At 62.5% G+C, this 13,906-nt stretch carries 15 protein-coding genes; 4 read left to right on the top strand and 11 right to left on the bottom strand.

The window, feature by feature from the left end; translation table 11 throughout:
* Window positions 1-35: 35 nt before the first annotated feature.
* From CJ014_RS27665 to CJ014_RS24565, 4 genes are all read right to left on the bottom strand, one after another.
* Entirely contained in the window at window positions 36-365 is a 330-nt protein-coding gene (locus CJ014_RS27665; protein ID WP_133121934.1) for a hypothetical protein, read from the bottom strand.
* Window positions 366-640: 275 nt separating this feature from the next.
* Window positions 641-1,186: a hypothetical protein gene (locus CJ014_RS24575; protein ID WP_100083148.1), complete on the bottom strand. Its 546-nt coding sequence runs from the start codon at window positions 1,184-1,186 to the stop codon at window positions 641-643.
* Window positions 1,187-1,427: 241 nt separating this feature from the next.
* The gene (locus CJ014_RS24570; RefSeq protein ID WP_100083147.1) at window positions 1,428-1,757 is read right to left on the bottom strand and encodes a hypothetical protein; all 330 of its coding nucleotides are present in this window, start codon (window positions 1,755-1,757) and stop codon (window positions 1,428-1,430) included.
* A gap of 140 nt (window positions 1,758-1,897) precedes the next feature.
* On the bottom strand, window positions 1,898-5,377 hold the full coding sequence (locus tag CJ014_RS24565; protein ID WP_100083146.1) for a lysozyme family protein: 3,480 nt from the start codon (window positions 5,375-5,377) through the stop codon (window positions 1,898-1,900).
* Window positions 5,378-5,574: 197 nt separating this feature from the next.
* Between CJ014_RS24565 and CJ014_RS24560 the strand changes: the two genes are divergently transcribed.
* Window positions 5,575-6,147 (top strand): histidine phosphatase family protein, encoded by a 573-nt coding sequence (locus tag CJ014_RS24560; protein ID WP_207765855.1) that lies wholly within the window; start codon window positions 5,575-5,577, stop codon window positions 6,145-6,147.
* Window positions 6,148-6,695: 548 nt separating this feature from the next.
* Entirely contained in the window at window positions 6,696-7,340 is a 645-nt protein-coding gene (locus tag CJ014_RS24555; RefSeq protein ID WP_165790979.1) for a DUF4136 domain-containing protein, read from the top strand.
* Between the two features lie 210 nt (window positions 7,341-7,550).
* Here the strand turns inward: CJ014_RS24555 and CJ014_RS24550 are convergent, their stop codons facing one another.
* The 5 genes from CJ014_RS24550 to CJ014_RS24530 all read right to left on the bottom strand — a co-directional run bounded on the left by CJ014_RS24550 (window position 7,551) and on the right by CJ014_RS24530 (window position 11,531).
* Window positions 7,551-8,063: a virion core protein, T7 gp14 family gene (locus CJ014_RS24550; protein WP_133121933.1), complete on the bottom strand. Its 513-nt coding sequence runs from the start codon at window positions 8,061-8,063 to the stop codon at window positions 7,551-7,553.
* A complete protein-coding gene (locus tag CJ014_RS24545; protein WP_100083143.1) occupies window positions 8,056-8,523 on the bottom strand; it encodes a hypothetical protein in 468 nt (155 codons plus the stop codon). Before CJ014_RS24545 ends, CJ014_RS24550 begins: the two co-directional genes overlap by 8 nt.
* Window positions 8,513-10,609, bottom strand: coding sequence for a phage nozzle protein (locus CJ014_RS24540; RefSeq protein WP_100083142.1), 2,097 nt, complete (start codon window positions 10,607-10,609; stop codon window positions 8,513-8,515). The genes CJ014_RS24545 and CJ014_RS24540 overlap by 11 nt, the downstream gene beginning before the upstream one ends.
* Window positions 10,606-11,220 (bottom strand): phage connector family protein, encoded by a 615-nt coding sequence (locus tag CJ014_RS24535; protein WP_100083141.1) that lies wholly within the window; start codon window positions 11,218-11,220, stop codon window positions 10,606-10,608. Before CJ014_RS24535 ends, CJ014_RS24540 begins: the two co-directional genes overlap by 4 nt.
* Window positions 11,221-11,372: 152 nt before the next feature.
* Window positions 11,373-11,531, bottom strand: a complete 159-nt coding sequence (locus tag CJ014_RS24530; RefSeq protein ID WP_100083140.1) for a DUF3309 family protein — start codon at window positions 11,529-11,531, stop codon at window positions 11,373-11,375.
* A 534-nt stretch (window positions 11,532-12,065) separates the two neighbouring features.
* Here CJ014_RS24530 and CJ014_RS24525 point away from each other — a divergent pair.
* Complete coding sequence (locus tag CJ014_RS24525) at window positions 12,066-12,374, top strand: type II toxin-antitoxin system MqsR family toxin (protein WP_100083139.1); 309 nt, start codon at window positions 12,066-12,068, stop codon at window positions 12,372-12,374.
* Window positions 12,371-12,778, top strand: coding sequence for a type II toxin-antitoxin system MqsA family antitoxin (locus CJ014_RS24520; RefSeq protein WP_100083138.1), 408 nt, complete (start codon window positions 12,371-12,373; stop codon window positions 12,776-12,778). Before CJ014_RS24525 ends, CJ014_RS24520 begins: the two co-directional genes overlap by 4 nt.
* 209 nt (window positions 12,779-12,987) lie before the next feature.
* Here CJ014_RS24520 and CJ014_RS24515 read toward each other — a convergent pair whose 3' ends face one another.
* On the bottom strand, window positions 12,988-13,287 hold the full coding sequence (locus CJ014_RS24515) for a CcdB family protein (protein ID WP_100083137.1): 300 nt from the start codon (window positions 13,285-13,287) through the stop codon (window positions 12,988-12,990).
* Entirely contained in the window at window positions 13,287-13,523 is a 237-nt protein-coding gene (locus CJ014_RS24510) for a type II toxin-antitoxin system CcdA family antitoxin (RefSeq protein WP_207765854.1), read from the bottom strand. Before CJ014_RS24510 ends, CJ014_RS24515 begins: the two co-directional genes overlap by 1 nt.
* Window positions 13,524-13,906 lie beyond the last annotated feature (383 nt).

Below are 13,906 nucleotides of genomic sequence, written 5' to 3'. Positions count from 1 at the left end.
ATCCCCGGCGAACGTGACTTCGCCGGGGATGCGCCCTATCCCGCCACCTCAAGCGTCCGCCGATCCGCCACCTCCATATCGACCTGTGCTTTCCAGGCGATGAGGTGCCGGCGGTTGAAGATGTTCAGCGCACTGTCGACATAGGGCCAGTATTCGGTCCCCTTGAGATCCTCGATCGGGTCGATGGTCGGATCGACCGTGCCGTCGTCGGCACCGAACGTCTGGTTGGATCGAAGCGCCCCCAGCACCGTTTCATGTCGCCACGCCGCCTGCCAAAGTCCGGAAAGCGCCGACTGCCCCGTTGGTTGCGCCATCGCTGCGGAAGACAGAAGACAAGCGGCAACGGCGATCGGGCAAACACGCATCGGGAGGCTCCGCAGACACGCCGCAACCCTAGCGCACCTTACCTCGCCAGTCACCCGCGCGTTTATACTGCATGAGGCCGCTTTCCGCCTTCTCAGGACATAAGATCACCCCACGCCATATTTCAGCCGTCGGGATCGAGCGTCCGCCGGTCTTGCATCTCCCTGTCGATCTCAGATGTCCAGACTGTTCAGTTCCGGCCTTTCGTCCGGCCGCCCGTTCAGGCAGCCGCCTAGCTCAGGCGTCTGTTCTGCCGCCCCATTGGCTTAGACACCCGTCACTTATCGTCGGCCATCTTCTCCATGGCCGTGGCAAAAATATCTTTTCCTATTTGCCGGGCTATATCCTGCATCTCTTGTAGCGACGCGGTCGTGAATTTCTTGTCGGCATAACGTTGCATAAGGGAATCAAAATATTTCTGCTTCTCGGCCTCTATTTTCCCTTCAATGTATTCGACAGTGTCCATATCGGTGACACCGTTTATATTATCCACAAGATTGTTCACCCTAAAACCATACAACCTGGCGAGTGGCTCCACGCCGCCATGGCCAACCTCAACGGCAAGCATCGTATAGCAAAGCGCCATCAGCTCCTTAAGCCTGCGCTGACCATCTTTTTTCTCCAAAAAATCGTTGGAAATGTCACTTATACTATCATACAGCATATTTTCCGCCGACTTGAATATGAAAGCTCTCTCCGCCTCGTCAAACCTGGACACATCGACAAAACCGTCGGGAGACTTCGGAACAGTGCCTGCCTCGGCGTGAAAACTGCCAAGCAACAAGGCGAGCGCCATCACCAGACCATGAAAGAATTTCTGCAAGGGATTACTCCTCTTTCCGCAAACGCTCGCGCCTGAACGCCCGATTCAAGCTACCGAAGCAAAGGGAGCCGGCAAACGAAACGACGGCGATCAGACAGACCCGCATTGGGGAGTCCATGGCTTCGCGCAACCATAGCAAAACCCATGATAGCGGTCACCAGATCCGATCGCGGATACGTAGAACCGCTTTCATCGGGCGCGCTACGCCGATATCGCTCGGCGTGAGATCGACTCGCGCCTTTCAGCCGACGAATTCGAGCATCCGCCGGTCTTCCCTTTCCATCTCGAACTGGGCCTTCCACGCTTCATAGGCCTGCCGGTTAAGCAAGCGGCCGAGCTGCTCAGGGTAATGCTGGTAGTCGGTTCCCTCGGAAGCCTGCCAGGCATCGAACGCCGGATCGAGCGTATCCGGATCGGCGTATCGCATCTTGTCGGCGAGGAACGCCCCGATCGTGCTTTCCTGCCGCCACGCCGCACCCCAGACATCAGAAAAGTTTGGCCCCACAGCCGACCCGGCCATGGCGGGAAACGGCAAAAGAGCGGAAATGGCGGCAATCAGGCAAATACGCATCGGGGCCTCCACGACTGCTTTGCAATCATAGAGGCCCCAAGGCGGACGGTCATCAAGCTTATCGGGACGATGAAAACCTGCCTGAACCTTGTCGGACCTGCAACGCCTTCCAGCACCCTCCTTGCCTCGCCGCGCCCGCCTCACTTCCGGGCCGCCTTGATGATTTCCCCCAGGGCTTTGGTGGCGACGGCCGAGATGCTCTGGCTCATGGGACGCGTCCGCTGCGTTGACTGAAGGCCCAATTCCCGAATTGCGGCTTTGGTAGCGCCGCGCGCACCGCCAACCATAGCCCTGGCACCGTTACGCCCGAACATCGACACGGCCCATTTGTAGCCGGCCCTGCCAAACGGGAACAGCTTTTCGGCCGGAAAGAGACTTGAAACGTCGAAAAACCCGGCCACCGCGGTCATGGCTTTGCCCTTCAAGCCGGAGGCCGCGATCAAACGCCCGTCTTCATTCTCCTGGTCAATCTGCGCCGTCCAAGCATTGTAAGCTTCCTCATTGAAGAGGCCGGCAAGCTGCTTGGGATAATGTGCGTATATTGTTCCTTCTGCCTTTTTCCAAGGGTCGAACGTCGGGACGAGGACATCGGAGAACTTGACGTTGTTCTCTTTATTCGAAAGCAGCGAGATAGGATTATTTCCTTTGCGCCACGCGGGACCAATCACTCCCACGAGGCCCGGATCAGGGTCTGCCTGAGAAGCAGGCAACTCGTTACCAATGTCTCCGGTTTGATTGTACAGCTTTATCCATGGTGTCCGTCTCACCAATCCTGAGTCCGCAACACTCTGCGGCTGAGATGAAAGATCCATGCCAGACCTCAGCTCAGCCTGGAGCTTATCGAGAGTCAGCAACTCTTGATCGATGACTTCCTTGCTCGTGTTGAAGCCCTTGCCGCCCATTTGATCGATCACATTCTTGCGATGGCGAAGCTGAGCTTGCCTTGCCTGGTAAGCAGCCAAACGGGTCTCCGCATAGATACGGGCGTCCGTTTTATTCTGCTCGGCCAGTGGGCCGGTCGGATCGAATACGAAGCCAAATCCGGGGAGAACCCTTTCCCGGACAGGTTTTCCGTCCTTGCCTTTTCGGACGATGGTCACCTCATAGGCGGGTGGTCTTTTCGTCGCTATGCGCTGCTCCGCATCACCCGAAGGTTCGATCATGAGTTCGCCCGGCTTGATCGTCGGATCACCCACGGCCGTTCGGACATCGGCGAGAAGCTGCTCCTGCATCCACTGCATGGAACCGCCAATGTCCGGATAATAGGCTTCCGGCGGATATCTCATGATCGTGGGAAAACCTGTGACGATGGTCACGCCATAACGCCGTTTGAACTTTTCATCGGCTCTCGCTCTGGCGGTCCACAGATTTGGAGCGTTCTCGGCCTCGCGGCTGTAAAGATCCTTGTACATGTTGAGCAAATCTTGGGCTTGCCCGGAATCGAAGCCTAGATATGGATCTCCGTCCCCCATGTTGAGCAAGCTCTCGACATCGTCCACGCCGATCGACAGAAGCGCGTTATCCACTTTCGTTTTGTCGATGGTCGGTCGGTAATCGGGATCGTTGACACGGATGTAGTACAGCGCCGCCTCTTCGGGCGAATATCCCAGGTCACTGACCATGTGCCGAAAGACGATGGCTGCGTTCTCCATCGCCTCACCATCGACACCGTTCCTAAGGTCTGCCTTCGACACGCTCATTAACTGCTGCGCCAATTGAAGTGCGCCTTGGACTTTGTCCGGGTCCCGTGAGTCGAGCAGTTGCTGAATGCCATTGATAATTTGCGATGGGACCATATTAGTCTGCTTTACCAACGACTTAAGCAGAGGAAAAGCCTCTTCCGGCTTTTGCCAGGTTGAAATTTGGTCCCACACTGCGTCATTGTCGGCGCGCCCCACTTCGCTGTAGGGATCGAACTTCAGTTCCCCGTGGTTGAACCTGTCGACGTTCCGCTCGGTCTCGACAATCTCCTGGTTCTTGGCCTCCCACTTGCCCCTCAGCTCGGCCTTCTGGTCGGGCTTCAGCACGACATCCTCTTCGATGTCGCGCAGCGTCAGGGTCTTGTCGCCATTGTCGATCCGCTGCTGATAGCCATCTGCCCTCGTCGCCTGCTGCACCGTGTCGGCCTTGGCCCTGTCCTGCCCGTCTTCCGGCACGCCGGCCAACCCCGCATTCCGGAGTTCCTCGGCCTGCGCCGGCGGCAGTCTGGCCAGAACAGCCTCCATCTCGGGCGAGAGCCGCGCGGTCGGCGGCTGTACGGAAGGAGCGAGAGGAGGAAGCGGGGCGGCGTGGGCCAAGGCCGCCGCATCGGAGCCAATACCCCCTTGCGCGCCCTGCGGGACAGTTGGTGCCGGCCAGCCGGCCAGCTTCACGAAGTCCTCGTCGGAGAGCTTGGCCAGCCCTCCCCACGTCGGGGCGAGGGTTTCGCGGATGGCCGCCCAGCGGCCGGCCTTGATGTCCTCTTCGAGGCTGCGGTTGGTCTGGATGCGGTAGTTTGTCTGCGCCAACCACCAGGCGCCCCGGTCCTGCGACGCGGGGCTGAAATCGGCAAGGCCGGTGGCGGCCACGATCCGCTCCCACGTCGAGCCGTCGAGCCCGTATCGTCCAGCCTTCGTCGACGTGCCACCGATGCCGACCATGCCCGGATGCGTGGCGAAATCACCAAAACGCCCCCCACCGCTCCGGGCATCGTAGGAGGGCGCCTCCTTCTCACCGATGGCGCCAAGCAACACATAGGCGGCCGGCGGCAGTTCGCTCGCCACGAACTGATCCGGGGCGGCATTTGCCAGGCTGTAATGCACGGCCTCGCGCTTCATCGCCGCGTCCACCGCCGGCTTCATGGCATCGTGGAGCGCCATCCGGTCGGCTGATGACAGGTCGGCGGCGTGGTCGAGGCTGTAGTTCAGCGCCTTGATTGGGTCGGTTTCGGCGAGCGTCAGCGTCGAGCGCTTGCGGGCGTCGGAGATATAGGCCGCCGTCACCTGCTCCATATGCTCCGGTGGCCACCGCTGAAGGAAGCCAAGTCTCTCGATCTGCTCGAGCCCCAAGGCCATAAAGTTCTGGTAGCGAGTCTCGTCGGTCGGCACCTCGACGGCTTGATCCCTGAAGGTGGTGGCCCCCGCCCAATATCCCTCCTGAATCCCGCTCTTCCGCGCCTGGGCTTGGGCCTCCACTCCCTGCTTCTTTGCATCGTAAACGATTGGGCCGGCTTTCTCGTCGAATAGCAGTTGCGCGGCCGGGGACAGGCTATCGCGCGTTTCCTTCACAACCTTGTCGATATCCGCCTGGTGCTTGAGGAAAGCGTCGACCGGTCCGGTTCCCGTCTGGGAGCCATGGCCCGGTGTCTCGCCGCCACCATTTTTTACCTGAGCGAGGCCGGCCGCGGCCCGCTGAACGGCCATGTTTGCGGCCGCTTCGTTTTCCACGCTGGCGAGATCGGGCTTCGCTTTGGCGGCATCGGAGATCGCCTGCCCGACGTCGGTCATTCCCTTGCCGACGCCGCCCAGCGCCTCGCCGATGCCGGAGCCGAACATCTCGCCGGTGGCGCGGGTGGTGTCGCGGAAATTGAGGCCGGGGTCGAGGCGAATGCCCCGGTCTTCATAGGTCGGCACAACGGGCATCTTGTCCTCGCATCGCTCGCGCGCCAGGACGCCTTGGCGGTCCGACGCTGTCGGCCCGACGCTAAGGACTTGAGGTTTCCGTGGTGGTCTGGCCTCCCGATATCGAGCCGGCCGCGAAGATCCCGTTTTGCCGACGCCGCGAAATCGGCGATCATCGTCCGGACACCGGAAGCTTTGCAACGTTCATGGAGCCTGCCTTGAGCACCGTCTTCTTCATCACCCATCCGGACGTGGTGGTCGATCCCGGCCGCCCGGTGCCGCGCTGGCATCTGTCCGACAAGGGCATCGCGCGGATGAGGATTTTCGCCGATGGGCCGGACGCGCGGGCCGTGAGGTCGGTCTGGGCGAGCGACGAAACCAAGGCGATCGAGGCGGCCGGCATTCTGGCGGCGGCCCATGGCCTGCCGGTCGGCGTGCACCCCGGCCTGCACGAGAACGACCGCAGCGCCACCGGATTCCTGCCGCCCCCGGAGTTCGAGGAAGTCGCCAACCGGTTTTTCGAGAGGCCGGAAGAGTCCGTGAGGGGCTGGGAGCGCGCCGTCGACGCCCAGAACAGGGTGCGGGCCGCGTTCGACGCCATCATCGCCGAAAAGACCGCGGGAGACATCGCCATCGTCGGCCACGGCGGGGTCGGAACGTTGCTGCTCTGCCACCTGACCGGCGTTCCGATCAGCCGCGACCACGACCAGCCGTTCCAGGGGCACTATTGGGCCTACGCGCCGGAAACGGCCACGCTTCTCCACCCCTGGCGCCCGATCGCGCCGAGGTAGACGGGCGGCTTGCCCTTCCATGACTTATCGGAATTGCCGCATAGCCATGGCTTATGTGCCATTCCCGATAACGCGGGATTATCGGCTTCCCAAGCCCCGCATCCGAGCGGGCGGCGGTCCCACCAGCGCCGGCAGTTTCACCGCAGGGCGCTCATCGTCGTTTCCCGGGCAGCCTTATGCCACCCGCTCGCCCTCTCGTCCCGAGGTCCTGCGCCTTCGCGCAGGATGACAACCTATAAGAGCAGCCGCGAGCGGCTACGCAATTGTTTCATATGTATATTTCTGTCATCCTGCGCGAAGGCGCAGGACCTCGGGCAGAACGGAGCGAACGGCCGATATAGGGTCTCGCCAGCAAACTCCACGAGCGAGCAACGCCGTATTCACCCCTATACCAAATAGGGTTGCATCCCATTGTCGCCTCACTTTTTGGGCGGCATAATCGGATGACACAGTCGGATCATTGGCTCGTTGGTCATCTCCAGTGAAGACTATCAACCAGAACCGATCAGATCACCTTAAAGATGCAATAAACACATTAGGGAATGCAAATGCTGCCGAGTCTGCGCGCTTTGGTTACCATTGCTCTGTCTGCGGCCTTAGCTGGGTGCGTCACTGTCAATAGCACAACGACAGTATTCCATAACATCACAAAGCCCGAGACCTTCAGTATACGGCCTACTGCTCCTATCAGCGAAAGTCTTGAGGCAAAATCATATGCAGACTTAATTGCGCAAAAGCTAATTGAGAATGGATGGTCCAAATCCGATAAAGCGGCGACAGACGTCCAGTTCGCCTACAGTATAGACAATGGCCACCAAGAAATTGACAGTGTACCCGTGTTCGGACAAACGGGCGGAGGGACGACCTATAGCAGCGGCACCGTCTACGGCGGTGGCGGCTTCGGAACCTATTCAGGAACTAGCTACACTCCACCTACTTTCGGGATCGTAGGCGCCAGCACGTACAGCTATTCTGTTTATACCAGAAAGCTTATGGTTTGGATCGACGAGAAATCAACGAAGAAACGTATATACGAGGCTACCGTTGTAAGTCGCGGATCGTCTTCATCCTTTAACGTGGTCGCACGATGCATGATAGATGCTCTGTTCAAAGACTTCCCTGGCAAATCTGGCCAGACAACGAAAATCAGTGCGGATGGCAACAAATGCGTTGTCAACGAGACCAAGTCATAAGCTGGGAGAGCAATTACAGCCTCCATAGACAGAATTTCGGATCGCGTCTCTGGCGCTAGAGCAATTTCAGCAAAAGTGGGAACCGGTTTTGCGTCCGAAATTGCGCCTAATCAAAGAGATAGAGCATTTCCGGTGAACCTGTTTTCACCGGAAATGCTCTAGTTCAGAACCGGGCTTAAGGGCCGACCCAAATTGGCCGGCCCCCTCGCGTCAATGAATCGACTTCATCTTCACGTAATTCGAATACGCCCCGCCAAACCCACTGGCCATCGAGCCGAATGCGCCGAGTATCCCCGCCGTGCGGCTGTTCTTCGCCTCCATGTCGTAGAGGGCGCTCTGGTTGCGATAGCTGACGGCCTGGTTGCGCACGTCGTCGTAATTCCGATAGGCGTTGGTGCGGATGGTCAGGGCATCGATGGCGCCTTGCTTGGCCGTATCCACCATCAGGTCGAGCGGCGTGCCGAACGTCGTGTCGACGCCGTTGGCGGCCATGGCGGCCTGCTGCTTGGCCATCAGTTGGCTCGTCATCGCCTTCTGCTTCTGCTCCTCGCGCGTGCCGGCGTCGAGCACGTTCTTCGCCTGCCGGTCGGCGAGCTGGGCGTTCTGCCGCTGCACTTCGGCGTTGTATTTGGCGGCCTGAGACTGAGCATTGGCGCTGGCGATCTGGCCGGCTCCGCTCAGGAGCGTGCCGCCGATCATCAGCGCGGTTCCCAATTCACACATCGCGGCGCCTCCTCAATTCGAACAGAACAAACGGGTGACCATGGATATCGATGTCGCCGAGAAACGCGGCGCCCAGCCAGCCGAGCCAGCGGATCGACGCGGCGTTGTCCCGGTCCACCACGTTGCGCAGCACCTCGTGGCGGGTGAACAGGCCGGGGAGCCCCTCGGCCGTCGCCCTCAGGAACCAGCGCCAGTTTCGGGTGATGGCGTCCGTGCCCAGGAGCCAAACGCCGCCGATGCCGGCGAGAACGTTGAGGTCGCCGACGCCGTACATGATCTCCGGCCGCCCATCGATCAGCACGGTGAAGGCGGTCGAGTTGTCCATCGACCGGCGCAGCGCTGCCACCGGCCCGAGCCGGCCCGACCGCCACACCTCCGCCACGTCGGCCGCCCGCATCCGTCTCGCGATCGATCGGCAGTGCTTGCCGCGCGCCGGCACGATTTCCACCTCAGCGGCCAAGCGTCACCTCCGGCATGATGGCGAGGATGGACATCGGCAGCGGGTCGAACTGCTTGACGTGGAGGCCGCCCGAGCGATTCCAGTCGGCCGACGGCGTCATGTCGATGTCGCCGGTGTAGAGGCCGATCGCCTCGTTCCACGCCTCGGTGGAGCGCTGCTTGAATTCCACCATCTTGTCGCTGTCGCGGCCCTCGTCCTTCGGGCCGACGAAGATGCCGCGCGTCTTCTCCACCCTGAGCACCACCTTCGACACCGACTTGAAGCGCCCCTGCACCGTGCCGAGCTCGTTCAGCATGCCGAGATCGAGGTCGAGCGTCTGCAATGCGGCGGCATAGGGCAGGCCGACGTGGATCTTGCCGGCCGCCACCGGCAGCGCCACCGCGCCGCCTTCCACCCTGAGGCCGCGCACCACGTTGCCGTCGGCGAGCGCCACCACCTCGCACCCCTCGAGGTGCGACAGGCCGGAAAGATGGCTCACCGGCGCGCCGGCATAGGTCAGGCCGCAATCGACGAAGAAGGCGTCCTCGACATGGTCGAAGGCCCGGCTGTGCAGCCGCTCGACATAGCGCCTCGCCACGCCGTCGATCGTCCGGTTGACCACGAAATAGGGCACGTCCTCGCCGTTCTCGGCGATGCAGGTCACGTCCTCGAAAGAAGCGTCCGCGCCGCTCTCGTGCCGCGTCCAGGCCCACACCTCGTGCTCCTTCATGTAGGTGAGCGACACCAGCGAGCCGTCGTCGAGCACCACCCAGACGATGGAGCTCGGCGCCTGCGCGTAGGCCCAGGCCTTGATCGACCGGTTCTCGAACAGGTGGCGGCTCATGATGGTCAGGTCCTTGCCCACCCAGGCGTCGTCGCCGTAGCTGTAGGAGAAGTCGCGGATCACCCCGCCCGAGCGCTGGGCGAACAGCACCGTCTCGCCGACGGCGATCGGCTGCACCGCCGCCGCGCCGCGATAGCCCTGGTTGGCGATGACGATGGCGCTGGGCGTGATGGCGTCCGACGCCGAGCCGCCGGTCACCACCCATTCGGCCGACGAGGTGAGCAGCAACAGGCCGTAGCGGGCGGCCAGCATCGAGCGGACGATGTTGACCTGCCGCGCCCGCATGCGGAAGGTGATGGCGTCGCTGTCTTTCGCCGGCGAGGCGTAGCCGAAATTCTCGTAGTTGGCGGTCTGCGAGAGATAGACCGCCTGCGGCTCGCTGTCGGTGGAGGCGAGCGCCAGCCGCTGCTGGATGAAGGTGACGGCGCGCGGATAGTTGCCGGCGCCGGAGAACGGGTTGCGGCCGATCTGCGGCCCGTCGGAAGTGTCCGCCGTGATGTTCTCGTCGTCGAGGTAGAGATCGGTGGTCGAGCCGATATAGCCGAACGAGCCGTTGGAGAATTTGTAGACCACGTATTTGGAGGCGCCGGTCACCGCCGTCCACGACACGCGGTTGATGCCGCCGTCGACGGAAAGATCGTTGACGCAGGAGGCCTCGCCGGACGGCAGGCTCTCCTCGCCGGTGGCCTCGCTGACCGCCGCCACCTTGTAGCGATAGGTGTGCGCCTTGTAGCCGGTCTGGCCGGAGGTGCTGCTCTGCACCGCCGCCGTGATCGTGGCGGGCGCCGTCATGGCCGGCGCGAAGGTCGGCTCGGTCAGCGTCCAGTTGTTGTCGGCGTAGCGGGAAAGCTTCTTCACCGGATGGTCGGGGTGGACGATGTACATCACGTCCGCTTCCTGGGCGAACACCAGCTCGTCGAGATCGCCGGAGGCATAGGGCGAGGCGAGCTCGTAGACGCCGCCGCCGGCGGCCAGGATCAGCCCGCCGTTGCGCCAGAAGCGCAGCGAGCCCTCGCCGAACTCGATCACGTAGGCCTGCGCCTCGTTGAACTGGAAGGGGATCAGCCGCGTCCTGTCGGCGCTGTTCTTCACCTCGCCGACGAACTCCAGGCCGGCGCGGTTCGATGCCCCGCCGTGGGCGTGGATGAACAGGTTGAGCGCCGTCTTGAGGCCGACCGAATAGTTCTTGGTGTCGACGCGCGCCCAGAGGGCCGGCGACAGCTCGCCGCCGACGAAGGCCGGCTGATAGGCCCGGAGCGTCATTGCCGCACCCGCTCGTAGTCGGAGAGAAAGCCGCCGGTATTGCGCTCGTCGTTGGCGTCGGCCGCGCTGGCCGCCGCCTGCGTCTGCAGGGCCATCTGGAAGGCCGCCTGCCGCTGGCCGGCGTCGCGCGTCAGCGGCATGGCCAGCCGCGCCGCGAGGTGCCAGGACAGTGCCTCGACGAACAGCGGCGGAAACTTCGAGGGATCGTCGACCCGGCGGATGTAGCGGAGGGCGGCCGGCGACAGGTCGGTGAACAGGCGATCGCCGAAAAGCTCATACGGATAGCCGTCCTCGGCCCCTCGTAGATCGCCGGGCAGCAGCACGCCGGCCAGCGCGCCGTCGGCCGGCCGCACCGCCCGCACGCGCAGCAGATCGACCGGCAGCGCGTAGGCGTGCGCCCAGCGGCCGGCAGCCACCCCCGACACCTCGGCCAGCACCGCCTCGTGGCGGGCGAACCGCCAGGGCGGCCCGGCGGCCAGCAGCGCGTCGAGCGTCTGCCCGTAGAAGCGATTGCAGGCCCGCGCCTCGGTGCTCGCCTCGCTGAGCGCGTCGATCTTGTCGGCGCCGAGATGGCCAAGGGCCAGATTGCAAATGGAAACCGTCGATGCCATGACCCACCTCGAAAACCGTGCCGCACTCTAGGCAGCGGGGGGTTTTCGCGGTGGCGAGGCTTTCAACACGGCGCCGCCGCGGCGGGGTTTCCGTCGCGGCGGCGCAGAAATTCGGGCATTTCCGGTCGTCTCGAACGCCGGACAGCCAGGCGCTAGATCCGTCCCATCAACATCAGGATGATGATGATCAGCAGGATCAGTCCGAGGCCGCCGCTGGGGCCGTAACCCCACCGCGAGCTGTACGACCAGGTCGGCAATGCGCCGAGAAGCACCAGGATGAGGACGATCACCAGGATTGTGCCGAGCGTCATGGATGTTCTCCCTAACAGAGGGCGGAGAGACCGAAAAATTCCCCCCGATAAATACCTACCACCCTAAGCAAATTCGGGAGAGGCCTTACCGGTTCCATCGAGCCGACCGTCGGCTGCGTTTTGTCACGTCGCAACGCGGCGGGTTAGCCGCGTCACAGCGGCATCGGCAGCTCAACGGCGCCCTATATCCGCCCCTCGCCCTTTTCGGCCTGAGGTCCTATGCCTTCGCGCAGGATGCCAGAATTATATATAGGAATCAGAACAATAGATCGTCATCCTATCTATGGGTTGTCCTATCTATAGATTGTCATCCTATGCGAAGGCATAGGACCTCGGGCAGAATGAGGCGCGCGGCCGATATCGGCCTCCTCTCAGGTCGGGCAAGGCGAACCATCGCAGATCAGGTGATGGGTTTTTGAACGCCCTTCGCCCAAGCAATCCTGCCCGAGGGGACAAAGCCAACAGGAAACGACCAAACCGTTTGACAAACTGGCTCGCCCTTGAACTTCTACCCTCAAAGGGTAATATCCTCATATGGAGAAGCGGACAGCCCATTATGATCTGTCGGCGGTCGTCGTCCTCGTCCGGCAACACCGGGCGGCAGCCTTCACCAAAACAGCGCTCGATGGCGGCAGACGGATGGGCCTCACCGTTTCGGAAATGATCGAGGCGGTCTGTCGGCTCACCCCGCGCCGCCTCTACAAGTCGATGACCACCCATGCCGACAGCGCCGTCTGGCAGGATGTCTACCATGCCGACACGCCGGCCGGACAAGCCTACGTCAAGCTGACGCTCAGGGCCGATGGCGCGCCGGTCATCCAGTTCAAGGAGTTGGATCCATGAGCCGAATTTGCCTTGGCTGCGATGCCGGCGCGGAGATGGTGCCGTTTTCGGGCGAGACGCATCGGGTCGACTATCGCGGCGCCACGGCCGAGGTCGAGAGCCTCTCCGGCTTCCGCTGTCCGGCCTGCGGCGAGATCGAATATGACGCCGAAAGCGCCGAACGCTACGCGGCGGCCGGCGACGCGCTGGTGCTGGCGGCGCGCCGGGCGGCCGGCGAGGAGCTGCGTCGCATCCGCAAGAAGCTGAAGCTCAACCAGGTGGAAGCCTCCCGGCTCACCGGCGGCGGCCACAACGCCTTCTCGCGCTACGAGACGGGAAAGGTAGTTCCCGCGCCGGCCGTCGTCAACCTGTTCCGCCTGCTCGATCGCCATCCGGAGGAGGTGGAGCGGCTGAAGCGGGCGTGAGCCACCGTATTCGGCCGATCGCCAACGGTCCGCGGGCACCTATATCCGCCCCTCGCCCCTTCCGGCCCGAGGTCCTGCGCCTGCGCGCAGGATGACAGAATTATATATGTGGAACAGCTAGATAGCATATCTATCAATTGTCATCCTATGCGAAGGCATAGGACCTCGGGCAGGATGAGGCGCGCGGCCGATATCGGCCTGCCTCCCCCTCAAAACCCGACGAACACCATGTCCAGGGCATTGCCGATCTCGACATCATGGCCGGCAAGGCTTGCGACCGGCGCTTTCAGGAGCGTCACCCGCACTGCCGCCATGAATTGCGTGACCATGACGTGCGGCTCGGCTTCGATGTCGAAGATGGGATTGAGCCGCCTGGCCGGCAGCGGCGCCGAAGACGCCGGCAGCAGAGGCACGACGACGCGGGTATTGAGGCCGTCGAGAAGGTTGGCCTGGACATCCAGCAGGAAGCCGTTGCCGTCCGGATTCTTGAAGACATCGAACCGGGCCATCAGAACTGCCGATGGCGCTCGAGCGGCAGGCCGTTTTCCTCCACCCAGCGGTTGGAGCTGGCCAGCGCCGCGGCATTGTCGCGGCGCCATTGTTCGGCCCGCGCTTCGGCAACCGCGCGCCGCACGCCCGCCTCGGCCGCCTGGGAGATGTTCACGCCGAGGGCGCGCGCCTGCCGGACGAGGTCGGCATCCAGCGACAGGTTGGTCGCCTTGCGGGTGGATTGCGAAGTCGACATAACGGCCCTCATGGTCATGCGCATCCATTATGCGCATGATATCGCCTGCGGCGCAAACCGGCGCCCTACCGGCCGTGCCTGTCGATGAACGACCCGACGAGCGGGGCGGCGATGAGGGCCACGGCGGTCCATGCCAGCGCCCACCTGATGCCGCCGCCAAGGCCGCCACGACGGGGTTTCCGCTGCGTTCGCAGATGCATTCTGGCTCCCGGCGGCTTTCGCCCCGCCCCTCTTTTCGACACGTGCCGCCGATTATGCACCTCGCCCTTCCGGCGGGACAATACCTTATGCGTCCTCCAGCCGAATTGTATCTCGATTGTATTTGAGCTACCTTAAGTTGGCCTGTCCGACCGCTTCCGGTTGAGCCCGGAACGCAGGGAGGC

It is taken from the genome of Pleomorphomonas carboxyditropha, from assembly GCF_002770725.1.
Classification (GTDB): Bacteria; Pseudomonadota; Alphaproteobacteria; order Rhizobiales; family Pleomorphomonadaceae; genus Pleomorphomonas; species Pleomorphomonas carboxyditropha.
The sequence above is the reverse complement of the archived record's forward strand: the minus strand, read 5'-3'. Positions and strand labels throughout refer to the sequence as shown.